This is a genomic window from Nocardia otitidiscaviarum NBRC 14405, assembly GCF_000308635.1.
Taxonomy (GTDB): domain Bacteria; phylum Actinomycetota; class Actinomycetes; order Mycobacteriales; family Mycobacteriaceae; genus Nocardia; species Nocardia otitidiscaviarum.
Genome location: NZ_BAGD01000118.1, coordinates 1 through 18,739, shown reverse-complemented (window position 1 = coordinate 18,739; position 18,739 = coordinate 1). Strand labels below are relative to the sequence as shown.

The window sequence follows — 18,739 nt, the reverse complement described above, 5'->3', positions numbered from 1 at the left end:
GCAGCTCACCTACGATCGACGAGGAATGAACGCAGAAACGAGCAGTTCGAGCAGCGCTGGGGTCACCCGGATCGTGTCTATCGGGGACACCGTGCGGGTGGCACTGCTGGGTGAGATCGCACTGCGGCGTGCCGGGGTGCTCACCCCGGTACCGGGCGCACGCTCGCGCCTGCTCGTGGCCGCGCTGGCGACGCATCCGGGACGCAGCCGCGCCGCTCCGGCGCTGATCGACGACATCTGGGGTGACGCCCCGCCGCGTGCGCCAATGAACGCCCTGCACACCCAGATCTCGCGGCTGCGCTCCGCACTCCCCGACGGCGCGCTCGATATCGGACCCGCCGGATACCGCCTGGTCCTGCCGGTCGACCAGGTGGACCTCACCCGCGTGGCCCGGATCGAACAGCGCGCCCGGGCCGCGTTCGACGCCGGGGATGTCGACGGCTGCCTGGACCTGCTGACCCGCGCCCGCGGGCTCTGGCGCGGCGAGCCCGGAGCCGACCTGCCACCCGGTCCGGTGGCCGACGAGCTCGCCGCCCTCGCCGCCGCCCGCGCGCACGATCTCGACACGCTGGAACTCGCCGCCCGCGAGGCCGCGGGCGACCTCACCGCCGCCATCGTGCTGGCCCGGCGCGCCGCGACCGCGCATCCACTCGACGAGCCCGCGCACACCACCCTCATGCGCCTGCTCGCCATCGCGGGCCGGGGCAGCGAGGCCCTCGATGTCTTCGCCGCCTTCCGTGCCCGCCTCGCCGCCGAACTGGGCACCGATCCGGGCCCCACCATCACGGCCGTGAACACCGCAGTCCTCCGTGGCGACCCGCTTCCCGGCGAACTCCGTCGGTGGCGGCCCGCGACGAGCTCGGTGCCCGCGCTCGGGACGGACCAGCCGCACGGCGGCCGGGGAACCGGGGCCGGGGGCGGCGACGGTCACGCGTCCGATGTCGGAGCGTCTGTGGCCGAGGATGCGGATGGGCGCTCGTTCAGTCCGGCCGTGGCGTACCACGCTGCGGCGCACCGGAGTTCGGCACGTCAGGACCCGCCGCGCCGGGAATCCGCTGCGGCCGAGGCGATCTCCTCCATCGGGTTGCGGGCCGCACCGAATCCGCTGCTCGGCAGGGACGGCGATCTCGCGGCATTGACCGCGCTGCTGCGCGAGTCCCGTGTGGTCACGGTGTTGGGGCCGGGCGGTACCGGGAAGACGCGGATCGCCAACGAACTGGGTGCGCGCTGTGCCGCCGAACGGTCGGTGGTGCTGGTCGAATTGGCTTCGGTGCGGCCGGATCCGGACAGCGCCGCCACCCGCGTCGAGGTGGAGGCCGCCATCGCGGCGACGCTCGGTGTGAGTGAGGTGGGGCGCGACGCCACTGTGCTGCGCCCGGCCCTGGTGCGGGACATCCGGCAGGTGCTCCGGGAGACACTGGGTTCGCGGCCGATGCTGCTGATTCTGGACAACTGCGAACATCTCATCGAGGCGGTCGCCGCCATCACCGCCGACCTGGTCGGCGCGAGCGACCGGCTCACCGTGCTCACCACCAGCCGGGCTCCGCTGGAGATCACCGCCGAGACCGTCTACCCGCTGTCGCCGTTGACCATCGACGCGGCCGGATCACCCGCCACCGACCTGTTCACCGCCCGTGCCCGCGCGGTGCGCCCGTCCGCGCACCTGGATCCGGCGACGGTGGCCCGCCTGTGCGAGACCCTGGACGGTCTCCCGCTCGCCATCGAACTGGCCGCCGCCCGAGTGCGCACCATGAGCGTCGCGGAGATCGAATCCCGGCTGGATCAGCGCTTCGCCCTGCTGCGCGGCGGCGACCGCAGTTCGCCGCGACGGCACCGCACCCTGCACGCGGTGATCGACTGGAGTTGGAATCTGCTCGACGACCCGCAGCGTGTCGCCCTGCGGCGACTGTGTCGCTTCCCCGCCGGGTTCACGCTGTCGGCGGCCGCAGCGCTGCTGCACGGCCCCGACATCCCGGATGCCGCCGCGGCGGTGGACGGATTGGTCGGCCAGTCACTGCTCACCGTGCTGGAGGCCGACGACGATCCGGAATGGCGGGGCGCGCAGCGCGTGCGCTATCGAATGCTGGAAACCGTCCGGGAATTCGGCGAGGAGCAGCTGACGCTCGCGGGCGAGGCCGAACCCGTCATGTCCCGCATGGTCGGCTGGGCGCGGGATTTCGTTGTCGCGGCGCTGCGGGCCTACCTGGGTGGAGATCAGGTGCGGACGGTGCTGTCGGTCGCCGCGGAGGCGGAGAACCTGGTCACGGTGCTCCGGTACGCCGTTGAACGCCGCGATGCCGATACCGTGCACATGGTCTTCCCGACCCTGGCGATGCTGTGGGTGATCCGCGGGGCGCATATGGAGCTGGTGGCCTGGGGCGAACGGGTGCTCCGGCTCCCGCCGCGCACGCCCGCCGCCGATCCGTCCGCCGCCGATCTCCAGATCTTCGGTCAGGTCACGATCGGCCTGCATCTGATGTACATCAGCGGCGAACCCAGGGGTACGGCGCTGGTGCGCAACACCATTCGCCGGGTGCTGCGCTCCGGCGCGCAGCCCACGCCGATGTTCGGCTTCCTCGGTGAACTCGCGACCCTGCCGCCGAATGCCACGGCGCTCGGCCGCGCCCTCGCCCGCGGCGTCCGCAGCGACGACGCGCTGACCCGCTCGACCGCCCTGCTGGTGCGCGCCAACGTAGCGGAGAACGCGGGCGATATCTTCGGTTCCACCCGCGACGCCGTGGCGGCGCTGCGCATGATGGAGCCCGGTGACGTCTGGGGACACGCCATGCTGTGCCAGCACCTGGGCGGAATGTACGGGCAGGCGGCGCGCTACGACGAATCCGTCGGCTTCTACCGCAGCGCGGCCGCGGATCTGCTGCGGTTGCGCTCCTTCGAGGAGAGCATCGAGATACGCAGCTTCCTGGCGGTATCGCTGACCGGACTGGGGGATACCGCGGCTGCCCGGCGCGAACTGGAGCCGACCCTGGGCGCGATCGGCGTCGAACCGTCGCCCGACACCCCCGTGACACAGCCGAGCCAACGTCGCGCGCATGTGGTCTCGGCGCTCTCGGAAGTCGAACTGGCCGAGGGGGATATCGACACCGGGCTGCGCCGCTTCCGGACGGTGCTGCCGCTGCTGGACTGGCCGAATAACATGGTCACGCCCGGGCCAGGTCTGCTCATGCTCGTCTCCGCGGTGGTCGACGCCCACGTGCTGTACGGGCGCACCGATGAGATCCGCACGGTGGTCTACGAATTGGCGGACTTGGTGGTGAACCGGCTCGCGCAGCTGTGGGATGTACCGCAGCTCGGCGCGGCCGCGAACGCGGTGGGCTCCTTCCTGCTCGCGACCGGCGAGCACGTCGGCGCCGGTCTGGCCCTGCTGGCCTTGGTACCGAGAGTGACGCCGCGTCAGGACTATCCGTCCATGCGCTGGGATCGGCACGTGGCGCTGCACCGGGACGAGGTGGGCCCGGAGCGGTTCGACGCGGCCGTGCGCGCGGTGGCGCGACTGGGCCGACGTCAGGCCGCCGAGCGGATTCTGGGCCTGCTGCGCGAGATCGCGCCGAGTTAGGTGACAGCGTGCTCGGGTCGATCTCGGTCTCCCCTGGAAAGGGCCGAAAAGCGCTCCCGCACACCGGATACGGTGTGCGGGAGCGCTCGAAGGCGTCGGCACCGCTCGGCCGCGCCGCGGTCCGGTGCCCCGTCCGTCGGCGCACGTCAGGGTGGGTCCGCGAGGGTTCAGGCGCGGCGCATGTACGCCCGGACCGTGAGCGGTGCGAAGATCGCCACCACCACGACCGCACCGATGAGCGACCAGCCCAGATCGGCGGTGACACCCGCCCCGTTCATGAGCGCCCGGCAGGCATTCACCATGTAGTACACCGGATTCGCGTGGTTGAGCCCCTGCATCCAGCCCGGCATGGTGGACACTTCGGCGAATGCGCCGGACATGAAGGTCAGCGGGAACATGACCATCATGGAGATGCCCTGCACCGCCGCCGCGCTCTTGCCGGTGACGCCGACCAGAGCCCAGATCCAACTGATGGCGAAGGAGCAGACCACGACCACGAGTCCGGCCGCCAGCACCCCGAGTACGCCGCCCGCGGGCCGGTAGCCGATGGCGATGCCGACCACCACGGTGAGCACGGTGGCGATGGCGTAGCGCACCATATCGGCGAGCAGCGCCCCCGACAGCGCCGAAATGCGAGCGATGGGAAGGGATTTGAAGCGATCGAAAACGCCCTTGTCCATGTCCTCACGCAACTGGGTGCCGGTGACGACCGAGGTGAGCACCACGGTCTGCACCAGAATGCCGGGAATCAGGACCGGCAGGTAGTTCTGCACGCTGCCGCCGATCGCGCCGCCGAAGATGTAGGCGAACAGCGCCGTGAACAGGATCGGCTGCACGGTGACATCGAAGAGCTGCTCCGGGTTGTGCTTGATCTTCAGGATGCCCCGGTAGGCCATCGTGAACGAATTGGCGATGGTCTGCCGTAGCGGAATGTGGTTGGAGACCTGGGGAATCGGTGCGACGGCGGTGTGGCCGGTCGCGGGGGCGGTCAGTGTCGTCGTCACGCCGCGCTCCTCTCGGTGTCGTCGGTGTCGTCGTCCGCGCCGTGGCCGGTGAGGGCGAAGAACACCTCGTCCAGGCTGGGCTTGGCGACCGTGATCTCGTCGATCCCGATGCCCTGCTCACGCAGGCGAATCAGGATGTCGGTGGTGGCGCTGGGATCGGGCAGCGGTGCGGTGACGCGGCCCGCCTCCGGGGAGACGGTGGCCTCCACGACCTTGCCCGCCGCACGAGACAGGAACTCGCCCACCAGGGTTCGCGTCCGCTCCAGCTGCTCGCGGTCGGCCAGGGTCAGCTGGAGCGCCGATATGCCCACCGATGCCTTGAGTTGATCGGAGGTGCCGTCGGCGATCACCCGCCCGCGGTCGATGACCGCGATCCGGTCGGCCAGTTGATCGGCCTCGTCCAGGTACTGCGTGGTGAGCAGGACCGTGGAACCCTCCCGCACCAGTCGCCGGATGGTGTCCCACATCTGGGCGCGGGTGCGCGGGTCGAGACCGGTGGTGGGCTCGTCGAGAAAGATCAACGGTGGCCGCGCGATCAGACTGGCGGCCAGATCGAGCCGCCGCCGCATACCGCCGGAGAAGTGCTCCAGCGCCTTGTCGGCCGCCTCGGTGAGACCGAATTCCGCCAGCAGTTCGGCGGCCTTGCGGTGTGCCGCGGCGCGCGAATACCCGAGCAGCCGCGAGAAGATGACGAGGTTCTCGGTGGCACTGAGCTTTTCGTCGACGGAGGCGTACTGTCCGGTCACGCCGATGAGCGACCGCACCGCGGTGGGTTCGGCCACCACATCGCGGCCGAAGATCCGGGCGCTGCCGCCGTCCGGGCGCAGCAGGGTCGCGAGCATGCGAATGGTCGTGGTCTTGCCGGCTCCATTGGGGCCGAGCACGCCGTACACGGCCCCGCGCGGCACCGCGAGACTCACGCCGTCGACGGCCCGCTGCTCCCCGAAGACCTTGACCAAGTCGTCCGCCTCGATGGCGAGCGCCTCGGCGGGTGTGTAAGAAGTCATGGCCCTACTGTGCGAAGCGCGCCTTGCACACCCCTTGCACCGCTGTTGCACCGGCGTGCAAGACCCCTTGCGTGGGAAGGTTCGGCCAGCTCAGGCGGGTGATGTGACGGCTGTCGCACCCGGACATCCCGCACCACCGGGACGCTACGGGTGCGATGTGGTCAATGTGTGGAGTCGGCGAGGAGATGTTCGCGCAGTTTCACCCGGTCCGGCTTGCCCGGACCGCGCAGCGGCAGATCGTCGAGCACCGCCAGTTCCCGCGGCGCGGCGATGGCGTCCAACTCCTTCATCACGTGCTCGCGCAGTTCGTCCAGGGTGGGCGGGGGCGCGCCGACCGCAGGGACGACGGCCACCGCCACCCGCTGACCCAGCCGCTCGTCGGGCAGGCCGAGCACCACGCATTCGCCGACCGCCGGATGCGTGGCCAGCACCGCCTCCACGACCTGCGGGATCACCAGCAGGCCACCGGTCATGATGGCCTCGTCCAGGCGGCCGGAAATGGTCAGTACGCCGTTCTCGTAGGTGCCCGCGTCCTCGGTGCGGAACCAGCCGGGTTCGGCGAAGGCCGGGTGGTCCGGCAGCCCGCGATAGCCGTTGGCCAAGGTGGTGCCGCCCAACATGACGCGCCCGTCCTCGATGCGGATCTCGGTTCCGTCGAGCGGTACACCCTCGTAGACGCAGCCGCCGCAGGTCTCGCTCATCCCGTAGGTGCGAACCACGTTGATGCCCGCCGCCCGCGCCCGCTCCAGCACCGGTGCGGGCGTGGCCGCACCGCCCACCAGGACGGCGTCGAACCGCGCCAGCGCCTCGGTGCCCACGGGTTCGTCGAGGGCCTTGATGAGCTGCGTGGGCACCAGCGAGGTGTAGCGGCGCGGCCCCCGCATGCCCGCCACCGCACTCGCCAACCCCTCGGGGAGAAAGCCGTCGGAGACGTCCAGCACGACCGGTTCGGTTCCGGCGAGAATGCTGCGCAGCAGCACCTGGATACCGGCGATGTGATGGGTGGGCAGCGCCAGCAGCCACTGTCCGGGCCCGCCCAGCCGCTCGTGGGTGGCCTCCCCGCTGGCGCGCAGCGCGGCCGCGGACAGCATGGCCCCCTTGGGGATTCCGGTGGTGCCGGAGGTGGTGACGACCAGCGCCACATCGTCCTCGATGGGCTCGCCGGGGCGCAGGGCGCTGCTGAGCCGGTGCGCCTCACGGCGGTCGGCGGTGGGTATGGGAAGCCACGCCGGGCCACTGCCCTCCAGGGCCTCCCGCAGATGCGGCAGTACTTCTCCCACCGCGGCGCCGGTGGGCATGGGGAGGGTCCGCAGGGTGCTGCTCACGTTCGCGATCGTGTCATGTCTCGGGGTGGACGCGCGACTGCGGGTCCGCGTCCGTGGTCGATGGTGGTCGTCGGTCAATCGGACGTCGGTGTCGCCAGCGGCCATCCGCCCGCTGCCAGCCGGGAGGCCACCCGAGCGATATCGTCCTCGCCCGGTTGCTCCTTGGCAACTCGGGCGATGGCGTCGGCGATCTCGTCCTGGTCGATCTCGTCGGTAGCTCGGCGTTCGCGCACCAGTTCCTCGACCACGATGCGCACCTCGTAGTCGGTGAGCCGCCGGTGCAGCACGGCGAGCAGGGCCACGTAGTCGTCCTGCGGGACCCCTTGCGGGTACCCGGCTTTGAGCCAGTCGAGCACCTTGCGCAGGATCGAACCGGACTGGCGCAGCGATGTGCGCGCGGCCTCCAGCAGATCGGTGTGTTCCGGTCGCGCGGTGTGGTCCGCGGGCCGGGATTCCCGCGGCCGGTCGGGCTGTTCGGGGGAGTTCACGGGCTGTACCTCTCTTCGCGGCGGCGTCACGCGCCGAACAGGTGGATGCCGAGCCGCGAGGCCAGAAAGCCCTTGGCGATGAACAGCACACCGACCACCACCGCGATGAGCACGATGGCGAAGCAGAGGCTGGAGACGGCCTGCGCGACCGCCCGGGAACCACCGTCGGCGCCATCGTCGACCCGGGCCTGGAAGCGGATGCCGAAGGCGAAGACGGCGGGCAGTCCGGCGCCGAAGATGACGGCGGCCAGCGTGACCTGGCCGAGGTCGGTGAGGTTCGACAGCAAGGTGTGCATTCGCGACTCCTACCCGGTTCGGTTGGCGGTGGTCTCGGACTGCGCCGGACCGGATTCGGCGGTCGGGCCGGGGGTGGCGGCGTTCGGCCGACCGGCCGCACCGGCCCGTTCGCCGATCCCCGGCCGGGGGGCCTGCGGTGTGGTGGTGTGCCGCGGTGTGGCGGTGCTCTGTGGCGCGCTGGTGCCATGCGGTGCCGTGGTGTCTGGTGGCGCGGCGGTGCCCTGCCACTCGTCGTTGACATTGTGCGAGCCGACGGCCGTGCGCCGCGAACGCAGCCAGATGTAGGCGGCCGTGGCGATGAGCAGTCCGAAGACCACCAGCGTGCCCGCGGTGTCGCCGATGCCGTGCAGGATCGCCCAGCACACCGCGCCGACGATGCCCGCCATGGGCAGCGTCAGCACCCAGGCGACCACCATGCGGCCCAGCACCGTCCAGCGCACCTCGGCTCCGGGCCGTCCCAGCCCGGAACCCAGGATGGAGCCGGTCACCGTCTGCGTGGTGGACAGCGGCAGGCCGAAGTGGGCGGAGGTGAGGATGATCGCGCCGCTGGTGGCCTCGGCCGCGAAGCCCTGCGGCGGCGCGATGTCCACCAGGCCCTTGCCGAGGGTGCGGATGATCCGCCAGCCGCCCAGGCAGGTGCCCGCGGCGATGGCGATCGCGCAGGAGGTGATCACCCACAGCGGCAGCGGGTCGCCGGCGGTGGCGGAGCCGTGCGCGATGAGGGCCAGGAAGATGATGCCCATGGTCTTCTGCGCGTCGTTGGTGCCGTGCGCCAGCGAGACCAGGGAGGCCGAACCGATCTGGCCCCAGCGGAATCCGCGTTCCACGGTGTTCGCATTGCTGCCGCGCGTGATCCGGTAGACCAGCCAGGAGGCGAGGCAGGCGACCAGCGCGGCCACCACGGGGGCCAGCAGGGCCGGGATGATGATCTTGAACAGCACGCCCTTGTCACCGGCCGCCCACACCACACCGTTCCAGCCCAGGGCGGCGACGGTCGCGCCGATGAGCCCGCCGAACAGCGCGTGCGAGGAACTCGACGGCAGTCCGAGCAGCCAGGTGAACAGATTCCACAGAATGCCGCCGACCAGCCCGGCGAACACGATGTCGAGCAATGCTCGCCCGCTCACCTCGTCCAGGCGCACGATGCCGTCGGTAACGGTGGCCGCGACCGCAACGGACAGGAACGCGCCGATGAGGTTGAGGGCTCCGGAGAGGAGTACGGCCCGACGCGGGGGCAGCGCACCGGTGGCGATCGAGGTGGCCATCGCGTTCGCGGTGTCGTGGAATCCGTTGGTGAAATCGAATGCCAGCGCGGTGCACACCACGATCAGCAGAACGAGCAGTTCGGCAGACACGCCCCCAGTTTGCGGCACGCCGTTAACGTGCCGTTAACCGCCACCCCGCACGGAGTCACAGCGGGCGGCATGTTATGCGGCATCGGCTGCGCTACCCGAACGGCCGGAACCGGGTGTTCGGCGGGCGATTCGTGCTCGGCGGGCGATTCGGTGTTCGGCGGGTCAGTGCTCGGCGGGCGGCCGGGAATCCCGGCGCAGCGGGTGCTCGGCGGGCACCTCCACCAGCACGATCGGCACCCCGTCCGGATCGCGCACCCACATCTCGATCAGCCCCCACGGCTCCCGCCGCGGCGCGCGGTCGATCGGCACCCCGCGCGCGGCGAGCTCGGCCGCGGCGTCCTCGGCGTCGCGCACCTGCAACCAGATCGCGCCCGAGAACCCCTTCGGCGCATCCTCGGCCCGCCCGTGCCCGGCCACCTCGATGAGCGACTGCCCCGCGAACAGCACCGTCCCACCCGGATACTCGCGCGCGACCGCCAACCCGAGACCGTCGCGATAGAACGCCAGGGTGGTCGCATAATCGGCCGGGCGAAGAATCACCCGGCTACCGAGGACATCCATACCCGAACCCTACCGAGCATCTCAGAAGTACCAGGGATACGGTTTCCAGTCCGGCTGTCGCTTCTCCAGGAACGCGTCGCGGCCTTCCACGGCCTCGTCGGTCATGTAGGCCAGGCGGGTCGCCTCCCCGGCGAACAGCTGCTGGCCGACCAGTCCGTCGTCGGTCAGGTTGAACGCGTACTTGAGCATGCGGATGGCCTGTGGTGACTTGCCGAGGATGTCGGCGGTCCACTCCAGGGCGACGTTCTCCAGCTCGTCGTGGTCGACCACGGCGTTCACCGCGCCCATGTGGTGCATCTCCTCGGCGGTGTAGGGGCGGCCGAGGAAGAAGATCTCGCGGGCGAACTTCTGCCCGACCATCTTGGCGAGGTAGGCGCTGCCGTAGCCGCCGTCGAAGCTGCCCACATCGGCGTCGGTCTGCTTGAACCGGGCGTGTTCGCGGGAGGCCAGGGTGAGATCGCAGGTGACGTGCAGGGAGTGTCCGCCGCCCGCGGCCCAGCCGTTGACCAGGGCGATGACGACCTTGGGCATCATCCGGATGAGCCGCTGCACCTCGAGGATGTGCAGGCGTCCGGCCCGGGCGGCGTCGACGGTGTCGGCGGTCTCGCCGCTGGCGTACTGGTAGCCGCTGCGGCCGCGGATGCGCTGGTCGCCGCCGGAGCAGAAGGCCCAGCCGCCGTCCTTGGCGCTGGGTCCGTTACCGGTGAGCAGCACCGCACCGACATCGGAGGTCATCCGGGCGTGGTCGAGCGTGCGGTAGAGCTCGTCGACGGTATGCGGCCGGAAGGCATTGCGCACCTCGGGCCGATCGAACGCGATGCGCACGGTGCCCTGGTCGATATGCCGGTGATACGTGATGTCGGTGAGGTTCTCGAACCCGGGGACGGGCCGCCACAGCGTCGGATTGAAGGTCACGCGCTCGAACATAGTCGGCGATCGGACCCCCTTCGGCCGCTCCCGGGTGTGAGCTGCGGCGCGGCTCTCCACTTGACGGTGTAAAAACACCCGCTACCGTGCTGGTATGAGCGAACGTCCGAAACCTGTTATCGACGCCAGCGCGGTGGACCATGATCGGTACGAGCGGCACGGCGGATTTCCCAAGATCGTCGAGGCGCATCCCGGACCGGAATTCGGATCGTTCGTGGCGGCCATGCGCACCCTGCAGGACCTCGCCGTCTCGGTCGACGCTCCGGACGAGGTGTACGGGCGGGCGCTGCGGCAGGCGAACGAGCTCATCGAACTGCTCGAGCCCTACCGCGCGCCGGAGTTGGCGAGTCCCGCCGGGCGCGCCACCGCGCTGCCGGGGCGCGGGAGTTTGCTGATGCCGCCCTGGCGGGTGGTCGAGGCGGGGCCGGACGGGGTGCGCAGTCAAGGGGAGTTTCGGCGATATCACGTGGGCGGCAACAGCGCGGTGCACGGCGGCGTGCTGCCGTTGCTGTTCGATGACTTGTTCGGCACGCTCGTGCACTATGCGGGTCGACCGATCAGTAGGACAGCTTTCCTGCATGTGAACTACCGGAAGATCACCCCCGTCGAAACGCCATTGACCGTGGTAGGGACCGTGGATCGGGTCGAGGGACGCAAAACCTTCGTCAGCGCACGGCTATTGGATGAATCTGAAACGCTGCTGGCCGATTGTGAAGGGCTTATGGTGCAGTTGCTGCCTTGGCAGCCGTAGCGCGTCGGCATCGTGTGTGCGCGGGCACCGGTGCGTATAGTTGCGTGCGCTCGTTCATCGCAAACCTATCCGGAGGAACCTGAAAGTGGTTGCAGCACTGTCTGAATCCCTGCTCGACGACACCAAGCGCGCGGCCTTCCTGGCCGATGCCCAGTCGGTTCTCGACGCGGAGGTGTCGGATAAGGGCGGCGCGTCGGGTCTGGCTGTCAAGGGCGGCTACGCCGCGGTGAAGAAGGTCAGCCCCACCATCGTCGGTGACGCGCTGTCGTCTTTCGCGCCCAAGTTCGTCGAGAAGCTCGAGCCGTACTGGACCGAGTACAAGGCCGGCGGGGCAGGCTCTTTCGCCGATCTGCTGGTCGCCAAGCAGGACGAGGTTGCCGAAGCGCTGCTGGCCGTCACCGATGAGCGCGCCGCGGCGTCGTCGCGTCCGGCCCTGACCAAGGTCTACAACTCGATGCGGTCGTCGGCGAAGAAGCATGTCGCCGAGGCCCTTCCGCGGGTCGGCGATCTGGTGCAGCGGCACGCTGGCTAATTGAAACTGGTCGGTTCGCGGCCCCGGGCGGGCCGCGAAACCGCCGTGTGACACCGGCTGAAATCAGCCCTGGGACTTGCCGACTCGCCAGTATCCGGTGAAGGTGATGTCCGTTTTCGGGATGCCGTGCTCGACCAGATGGCGGCGCACTCCCGAGACCAATGTTTGTTCACCCGCCGTCCAGGCGTACACGCCGCGGGTCGGGATATCCGCCGCGCGCACCGCCGCCGCGGCCGCCGCGCCCACCTCGTCGTGCGCGTCGGCGCGCACCAGCCAGTGCACGTCCACCCCCGCCGGTTCGTCGAGCCGCTGCACGTCGTCGGCGTGCGGGACCTCGATGAACGCGACGCCCCGCAGATCGCGCGAGGCCGACCGCAGCACCCCGGCGATGGCGGGCAGCGCGCTCTCGTCGCCGAGCAGCAGAACGGATTCGGTGTGCTCGGGCGGCTGGAAGGTGATGCCCTCGTCGAGCAGCCCCACCTTGCCGCCGGGGGTGGCATTGTTCGCCCAGGCCGAGGCCGGGCTGTCGTCGCCGTGCGAGACGAAGTCCACATCCATTTCGGCGGTGGAGCCGAATTCGCCCGACCCGGCCGGCCGGAAGTCGCGCACGGTGTAGTTGCGGATCAGCGGACGGGTGTCCCTGCCCATCATGAGGTACTGGGCGTACCAGCCCAGGGTGCTGGTGGAGGTGGGTAGGCGCAGCGCTCCGTCCCTACCCGGCAGGAACAACCGGAACCACTGATCGAAGCCCATGGGTTCGAAATCGCCCAGGCCCGCGCCACCCAGGGTGACGCGGACGAAATTCGGGCTGATCCGCTTGCTCGCGAGCACTTCCGCGCTGATGAAGTCCCGGTGCTCGGGCTTGAGAAACTTGGTGCGCTTCGCCATGGCATCAAGTTAGCAAAGCCTAACTAAACCGGGGGGGTGTGAGCGGGGCGACGCAGCGGGCGGAGCCACTGTCTGGGAGGCTGAGGGGCGTGAACCCTTCGACAGCACAGGCACAGGTCGTCGTCGACGAGCTGGCGCGCGGAGGCGTGCGGGACGTGGTGCTGTGCCCCGGCTCGCGAAACGCGCCGCTGGCCTTCGCCCTCCAGGCCGCCGACGCCGCGGGGCGGCTGCGGCTGCACATGCGCATCGACGAGCGCACCGCCGGCTTCCTGGCCATCGGGCTCGCGGTGGCCAGCGGCCGGCCGGTGCCGGTGGTCATGACCTCGGGCACCGCTGTCGCCAACCTCGGCCCCGCCGTGCTCGAGGCCAACTACGCGCGGGTGCCGCTCATCGTGCTCAGCGCCAACCGGCCCTACGAGATGCTCGGCACCGGGGCCAATCAGACCGTCGAGCAGTTCGGGCTGTTCGGCAGCCAGGTGCGCGCCGCCATCAGCCTCGGGCTCGCCGAAGTGGAAGCCGATCCCGAATACAGCCGCCAGAACAGCGTGTGGCGTTCGGCCGTGTGCCGGGTGCTGGCTGCCGCCCGCGGCACCCGCTCCGGCAATGCCGGGCCGGTGCACTTCGACATTCCCCTGCGCGAACCGCTGGTGCCCGACGCCCGCGAGGGCGATCCGCTGCCGGCTGGCCGGGACAGTGGACGGCCCTGGACCGCAACGCAATACGCCACCCTGGACGTACCCCTCGACATCGACCTGTCGCCCGATACGGTCGTCATCTCCGGGCACGGCGCGGGGCACCGGCCGGAACTGGCCGCGCTGCCGACCGTCGCCGAACCCACCGCGCCCATGCACGGGCCGCCGCTGCATCCGCTGGCGCTGTCGCTGCTGCGGCCCAAGCAGGCCATCATCACCGGCCGCCCCACCCTGCACCGCCAGGTGTCGCGGGTGCTCGCCGACCCCGAGGTGACCGTGTACGCGCTCACCACCGGCCCGCGCTGGCCCGATGTGTCCGGCAATGTGGTGGGCACCGGCACCCGCGCGGTCACCTACGGCGCGCCCACCGCCGCCTGGCTGGACGGTTGCCGGGAGCTGGACGAGCGGGCGCGCGCGGTGATCCGCGCGGAACTGGCCGCGCATCCCAAGCCGACCGGGTTGCATGTGGCGGCCGCGGTCATGGACGCCCTGCACGACGGGGATCAGCTGCTGCTCGGCGCGTCCAATCCGGTGCGCGACGCGGCGCTGGTATCGCATCCCCGCCCCGGCATCCGGGTGCTGTCCAATCGCGGCGTGGCCGGTATCGACGGCACCGTATCGGCGGCCGTCGGCGCGGCACTCTCGCACGAGGGGCGCACCCTGGCCCTCATCGGCGACCTGACCTTCCTGCACGATGCCTCCGGACTGCTCATCGGTCCGGGCGAGCCGCGGCCCAAGGACCTCACCATCGTGGTCGCCAATGACGACGGCGGCGGCATCTTCGAACTGCTGGAACAGGGCGACCCGCAGTACGCGGGCGTCTTCGAACGGGTCTTCGGCACCCCGCACGGCATGGACCTGGCCGCGCTGTGCGCCGCCTACCGGGTCCCGCATCGGCAGGTGGACCTGTCCGAACTGGCCGTGGAGCTGACCCGGCACGCCCACGGCATCCGGGTGCTGGAGGTCGCCACCGAACGCTCCAGCCTGCGGGAACTGCACGCGACCGTGCGCGCGGGCATCGCGGACTGAACCGCGTCGGTCCCCGCCGCGCGCGGCTGACGCGGGCCGGGCCGCTCTCCTGAACGCGAAGCGGCGGCGAACCCATCGGGGAGGTTCGCCGCCGCGTCCTTCGGGTCAGTACTCGCTGTCGGAGTCCGTGTCCTCGTAATCGTCGTCCAGGGGCACCGGAATGGACTGCTCGATCACGTCCGCCTCGTTCGCCTCCCAGGTGCGCTCGGGCTCCGGCGGCGTCTCGGTATCGGCGTCGAAATCGTCCGCGGGGTAGCCGCCGTCGTCGTACGCCGGAACGGTCTGCTCGACGAAGTCGGCCTCCGGTACATCCTTCATGGCGTCGGTGATTCGATCTGTCATCAGGTGCTCCTCTCCAGCTGAGTCGACGGCCTGACCGTGGGCCGGGCATCCGGCGCGCACCGCCACCCGGCACTGTCGAGGATGCGCCCGATAGGCCGAGCTGGCAACCACCACGCGCGCACCGCCCGGTACCCGGGATGCCCGCCCTGCCTCGGATTATGCGCTCGTGCGCCTATTCGCCCGGCAGCGATCCGTTCTCGGCCGGATGCTCCACCAGCGCCACCACCCGGTTGGACAGGAAACGCGCGGTGCGCACCGGGGTGCCGGTGCGCGTGATCTCGCTGACCTCCACCACCCCGCGCGCGATCCGTGTTTCGACGCGCCGCCCGGCCCGGGTCGCGCGCACCTCGTAATTGCGGTAGCCGTCGCCGGTATCGACGACGATCTCCACTCGATCACCCTTCATCTACCAATTCTCCGCGCCGCCACGCGTTTTCGCTGCTAACGAGTCGGTTTCGGAGTGGCCGTGCACGCACATCCGCACGATCGGGCACGGGGCACCGATGAGTCTCGACGCGCCGAACAGTCCCTATGGGTGAGCGGACCGCCCGCCGTGGGCGTCCGATGCGTTCGGGAGGACCGATGGCTATGTCTGATACCGACAACAAGGCCGCATTCGATATGAAATCCGCCGCCGCGACCATGGCGGCGGTCGTCACCGCGATCACCGATGACCAGCTCGAGACCGCCACCCCCAGCGGCGGTATGTCGGTGCGGCAGCTGCTCGCCCATGTCGCCGGGCTCACGGAGGCCTTCCGCGCGGCCGCCACCAAGGAGTCGATCGGCCACTCGGTGTCCCCCACGGAGGTGGAGCCCGAACTGCCCGACGATTGGCGCACCCGGATCCCCGTCCGGCTCGAGGCCCTGGTCTCAGCCTGGCGGGAGCCGTCGGCGTGGGAGGGGGACACCGAGGCGGGCGGGGTGCTGCTGCCCGCTCCCGAAATGGCGACGGTGGCCCTCAACGAACTGGTCATCCACGCCTGGGATCTGGCCCGCGCCACCGGCCAGCCCTACCACCCCGACAACGACGACGTCACCCTCCTGGCGGACTGGTTGCGCGCCACCCCCGAGGAGGGCACCCCCGGCCTCTTCGGCCCGGTCGTCCCGGTCCCCGACACCGCCCCCACTCTCGACCGCCTCATCGGCCTCACCGGCCGCGACCCGGCCTGGTCCCACTCTTGAAGCACGTCCACGCACGTTGTGACGCGACCCTCCGGAGTCTTGGTCGCTCCGGAGGTGACATGGCGTGGCTCCATCCTCGACGGAGCCGTGGCACCCCCCGACGACTGTCGCGGCCGAGCGGGGCGGCGTGACCGGTGCGTTGGTTCCGGCCCGGCCCTCGCGGTTGCGGCGTTCGTCGATGCGGTGGCCGGGTCGAGATGAGTGGGTGTCGCGATCGGGCGCTACCTGCCCGCGGGCCTGGTGCCGACGCGGTGGAGCCCGGGCAGGGCTACGTATCGCTAAGCGGGCGTGACGAATACGCCCGCGCGGGCGGCGGCGGTCGCGGCGTCGGCGGCGGCGACGGCGGCGCTGTCGTCGATGGGGTCGCCGCTGGCGAGCAGGCGGTAGTAGAGGGGGGCGGAGACGGCGGAGAGGAGGGCGCGGGGGTCGGTGCCGACGGGGATCTCGCCGCGGGCGATGGCCGCGGTCACGCAGGGAGCCCATTCGGTCAGGCGGGTGCCGTAGAAGCGGCGCAATGCCGCGGCGGCGGTGGGGTCGCAGGTGGCGGCGGCGATGACGGCGGTGAAGAGGCGGCTCTGGCGGGGGTCGGTCAGGGTGGTGGCGACCAGACGGGCATTGGCCAGCAGGTCGCCCGCGAGGGTGCCGGTATCCGCACGGGGGAGTGAGGTTTCGGCCATGTCGACCAGGAGGTCGGCGATGAGGCCGGTGGGGGTGCGCCAGCGGCGGTAGACGGTGGTCTTGCCGACATCGGCGCGGGCGGCCACCTCGGTGAGGTCCAGGGCGGCGAATCCTTGTTCGGCGAGCAGGTCTCCGGCGGCGCGCAGGACCGCTTCGCGGACGCGGGCGGTGCGTCCACCTGGGCGGATAGAGCCGGGGACGGTGGTGTCCGGATTCATAACGGTCCTCCAGTTCCATTTGTGTCCACGGCAGTGTATCGTCGAGATTGTTAATGAAACTGTGGTTCCGTTAGGAGTGGGCAATGGAGTACCGTCGACTGGGCGCATCGGGCTTGCTGGTTCCGGCACTGAGCTTCGGCGCGGGCACCTTCGGTGGGCGCGGCGAACTGTTCTCCGCCTGGGGCGACACCGACGCGGCGCAGGCGCGCAGACTGGTGGACATCAGCCTGGAAGCGGGCGTCACCATGTTCGACACCGCCGACGTGTATTCGGACGGTGCCTCGGAAGAAGTACTGGGCGAGGCGATTCGAGGGCGGCGCGACCGAGTGCTGCTGTCCACCAAGGCTGCACTGCCAACCGGTCCGGGACCCTACGACGCGGGCGCGGGCCGCTCCCGGCTCATCGGCGCGGTCGAGGGTTCGCTGCGACGGCTCGGTGTCGACCACATCGACCTGTTCCAGCTGCACGCCTTCGACGCCGGGACACCGGTGACCGAAACCCTCGCCGCACTGGACGATCTGGTGCGCGCGGGCAAGATCCGCTACGTGGGTGCATCCAACTTCGCGGGCTGGCAGCTCATGAAATCGCTGGCGGCGGCGGACCGGCACGGCTTCCCGCGCTATGTGGCGCACCAGGTGTACTACTCGCTGGTCGGCCGCGACTACGAATGGGAACTCATGCCGCTGGCGCAGGACGAGGGCGTCGGCGCGGTGGTCTGGAGCCCACTGGGCTGGGGTCGCCTCACCGGGAAGATCCGTCGCGGACAACCGCTTCCGGAGGGTAGCCGCCTGCACCGCACCGCGGAGGCCGGGCCGCCGGTGCGCGACGAACTGCTCTACGACGTGGTCGACGTACTCGACGAGATCGCCGCCGACACCGGGCGCACCGTCCCGCAGATCGCCCTCAACTGGCTGCTCTCACGGCCCACCGTGTCCACGGTGATCGTGGGCGCGCGCAACGAGGAGCAGTTGCGCCAGAACCTCGGCGCGGTCGGCTGGCAGCTCGACGCCGACCAGCTCGCTCGCCTGGACAAGGCCAGCGCCACCACACCGCCCTACCCGTACTACCCCTACTACCGACTCCCGGACTTCACCCGCCTCAACCCGCCGCGGGTCTGAGCGGGCTCGGTGGCCGGGCTGGCCATGATCTGCACGACATTGATGTTCTTGTCGGACAGGAACTCCGGCGCGTCCGTACGCAATTTCCAGGTGGCGGTGTCGATTCCGCCGCCCGCGCCGCTGAGCAGATACAGGGTGGGGCGGGGCTCGGAGGTGTCGGCCGGACGCAGCACGTTCCTAGGCCAGCCCTATCGCAAGATCAACAGGTGGGGTTACGCCGCGTGATTCAGTACACGTCGCGCACGTAGCGCTTCTCGGCGATGAGCTGCTTCTTGAAGGCCAGGGCGCCGTCTTCGTCCAGCTTGCCGTGAATGCGGGCGATCTTCAGCAGGGTCTCGTCCACGTCCTTGGCCATGCGTGCCGCATCGCCGCAGACGTAGAAGTGGCCGCCCTCGCGCAGCCACGCCCACAGCTCGGCGCCGTGCTCGATCATGCGGTGCTGCACGTAGATCCGCTCCCGCTGATCCCGGGAGAAGGCCAGATCCAGCCGGGTCAGGAAACCGGAGCGGAACATGTCCTCGAGTTCGGTGCGGTAGTAGAAGTTGTCCCGGGCGTACTGGTCGCCGAAGAACAGCCAGTTGCGGCCGCGGCAGCCGAGGGCGCGACGCTCCTGCAGGAAGCCGCGGAAGGGGGCGATGCCGGTGCCGGGGCCGACCATGATCATGGGGGCGTTCGGGTCCAGCGGCGGGCGGAAGTGCGGGGCGCGCTGCAGGAAGATCGGCACCGGGGCGTCGGCGCGATCGGACAGGAAGGTGGACGACACCCCGCCGC

18 protein-coding genes and 2 pseudogenes are annotated in these 18,739 nt (G+C 70.4%); 6 read left to right on the top strand and 14 right to left on the bottom strand.

The genetic code is table 11. The features are described from left to right. Positions 1-73 precede the first annotated feature (73 nt). Positions 74-3,574: an AfsR/SARP family transcriptional regulator gene (locus ON31_RS26685; RefSeq protein WP_255222267.1), complete on the top strand. Its 3,501-nt coding sequence runs from the start codon at positions 74-76 to the stop codon at positions 3,572-3,574. 167 nt (positions 3,575-3,741) lie between these two features. Here ON31_RS26685 and ON31_RS26680 read toward each other — a convergent pair whose 3' ends face one another. The 8 genes from ON31_RS26680 to ON31_RS26645 form a co-directional block, all read right to left on the bottom strand. Beyond that, the gene (locus tag ON31_RS26680) at positions 3,742-4,578 is read right to left on the bottom strand and encodes an ABC transporter permease (protein ID WP_039817539.1); all 837 of its coding nucleotides are present in this window, start codon (positions 4,576-4,578) and stop codon (positions 3,742-3,744) included. Next, on the bottom strand, positions 4,575-5,585 hold the full coding sequence (locus tag ON31_RS26675; RefSeq protein WP_039817538.1) for a daunorubicin resistance protein DrrA family ABC transporter ATP-binding protein: 1,011 nt from the start codon (positions 5,583-5,585) through the stop codon (positions 4,575-4,577). Before ON31_RS26675 ends, ON31_RS26680 begins: the two co-directional genes overlap by 4 nt. Positions 5,586-5,746: 161 nt before the next feature. Beyond that, a complete protein-coding gene (gene menE / locus ON31_RS26670) occupies positions 5,747-6,883 on the bottom strand; it encodes an o-succinylbenzoate--CoA ligase (RefSeq protein ID WP_039817536.1) in 1,137 nt (378 codons plus the stop codon). Between the two features lie 101 nt (positions 6,884-6,984). Next, the gene (locus ON31_RS26665; RefSeq protein ID WP_306306429.1) at positions 6,985-7,398 is read right to left on the bottom strand and encodes a DUF3349 domain-containing protein; all 414 of its coding nucleotides are present in this window, start codon (positions 7,396-7,398) and stop codon (positions 6,985-6,987) included. 26 nt (positions 7,399-7,424) lie between these two features. Next, complete coding sequence (locus tag ON31_RS26660) at positions 7,425-7,694, bottom strand: hypothetical protein (protein ID WP_029925992.1); 270 nt, start codon at positions 7,692-7,694, stop codon at positions 7,425-7,427. 9 nt (positions 7,695-7,703) lie between these two features. Further along, a complete protein-coding gene (locus ON31_RS26655) occupies positions 7,704-9,050 on the bottom strand; it encodes an inorganic phosphate transporter (RefSeq protein ID WP_039817535.1) in 1,347 nt (448 codons plus the stop codon). Positions 9,051-9,212: 162 nt separating this feature from the next. Beyond that, entirely contained in the window at positions 9,213-9,611 is a 399-nt protein-coding gene (locus ON31_RS26650; protein WP_039817534.1) for a VOC family protein, read from the bottom strand. Positions 9,612-9,632: 21 nt separating this feature from the next. After that, the gene (locus tag ON31_RS26645; RefSeq protein WP_039817595.1) at positions 9,633-10,526 is read right to left on the bottom strand and encodes a 1,4-dihydroxy-2-naphthoyl-CoA synthase; all 894 of its coding nucleotides are present in this window, start codon (positions 10,524-10,526) and stop codon (positions 9,633-9,635) included. Positions 10,527-10,632: 106 nt separating this feature from the next. Here ON31_RS26645 and ON31_RS26640 point away from each other — a divergent pair, with 106 nt between their 5' ends. Continuing rightward, on the top strand, positions 10,633-11,289 hold the full coding sequence (locus ON31_RS26640) for a PaaI family thioesterase (RefSeq protein WP_039817533.1): 657 nt from the start codon (positions 10,633-10,635) through the stop codon (positions 11,287-11,289). Between the two features lie 85 nt (positions 11,290-11,374). Continuing rightward, a complete protein-coding gene (locus tag ON31_RS26635; RefSeq protein ID WP_029925982.1) occupies positions 11,375-11,821 on the top strand; it encodes a DUF6918 family protein in 447 nt (148 codons plus the stop codon). A 63-nt stretch (positions 11,822-11,884) separates the two neighbouring features. On the opposite strand, the gene ON31_RS26630 is transcribed toward ON31_RS26635, so the two are convergent. Next, the gene (locus ON31_RS26630) at positions 11,885-12,709 is read right to left on the bottom strand and encodes a siderophore-interacting protein (protein ID WP_039817531.1); all 825 of its coding nucleotides are present in this window, start codon (positions 12,707-12,709) and stop codon (positions 11,885-11,887) included. Between the two features lie 89 nt (positions 12,710-12,798). Here ON31_RS26630 and menD point away from each other — a divergent pair, with 89 nt between their 5' ends. Next, the gene (menD, locus tag ON31_RS26625) at positions 12,799-14,430 is read left to right on the top strand and encodes a 2-succinyl-5-enolpyruvyl-6-hydroxy-3-cyclohexene-1-carboxylic-acid synthase (protein WP_029925978.1); all 1,632 of its coding nucleotides are present in this window, start codon (positions 12,799-12,801) and stop codon (positions 14,428-14,430) included. 105 nt (positions 14,431-14,535) lie between these two features. On the opposite strand, the gene ON31_RS26620 is transcribed toward menD, so the two are convergent. Beyond that, a complete protein-coding gene (locus tag ON31_RS26620) occupies positions 14,536-14,772 on the bottom strand; it encodes an Rv3202a family protein (protein ID WP_029925976.1) in 237 nt (78 codons plus the stop codon). Between the two features lie 172 nt (positions 14,773-14,944). Then, entirely contained in the window at positions 14,945-15,178 is a 234-nt protein-coding gene (locus ON31_RS26615; protein WP_029925973.1) for a DUF8836 family protein, read from the bottom strand. Between the two features lie 182 nt (positions 15,179-15,360). Here ON31_RS26615 and ON31_RS26610 point away from each other — a divergent pair, with 182 nt between their 5' ends. Next, complete coding sequence (locus tag ON31_RS26610) at positions 15,361-15,954, top strand: TIGR03086 family metal-binding protein (RefSeq protein ID WP_051037782.1); 594 nt, start codon at positions 15,361-15,363, stop codon at positions 15,952-15,954. A gap of 278 nt (positions 15,955-16,232) precedes the next feature. Here ON31_RS26610 and ON31_RS26605 read toward each other — a convergent pair whose 3' ends face one another. Further along, positions 16,233-16,850, bottom strand: a complete 618-nt coding sequence (locus ON31_RS26605) for a TetR/AcrR family transcriptional regulator (RefSeq protein WP_039817530.1) — start codon at positions 16,848-16,850, stop codon at positions 16,233-16,235. A gap of 83 nt (positions 16,851-16,933) precedes the next feature. On the opposite strand from ON31_RS26605, the gene ON31_RS26600 reads away from it, so the two are divergent. Further along, complete coding sequence (locus ON31_RS26600; protein ID WP_029925967.1) at positions 16,934-17,968, top strand: aldo/keto reductase; 1,035 nt, start codon at positions 16,934-16,936, stop codon at positions 17,966-17,968. 32 nt (positions 17,969-18,000) lie between these two features. On the opposite strand, the pseudogene ON31_RS36965 reads toward ON31_RS26600, so the two are convergent. Together ON31_RS36965 and ON31_RS26590 are read right to left on the bottom strand one after the other, a co-directional pair. Continuing rightward, a pseudogene (locus ON31_RS36965) lies at positions 18,001-18,150 on the bottom strand (esterase family protein); the annotation flags it as partial. A gap of 44 nt (positions 18,151-18,194) precedes the next feature. Further along, positions 18,195-18,739: pseudogene (locus ON31_RS26590) on the bottom strand (molybdopterin oxidoreductase); the annotation flags it as partial.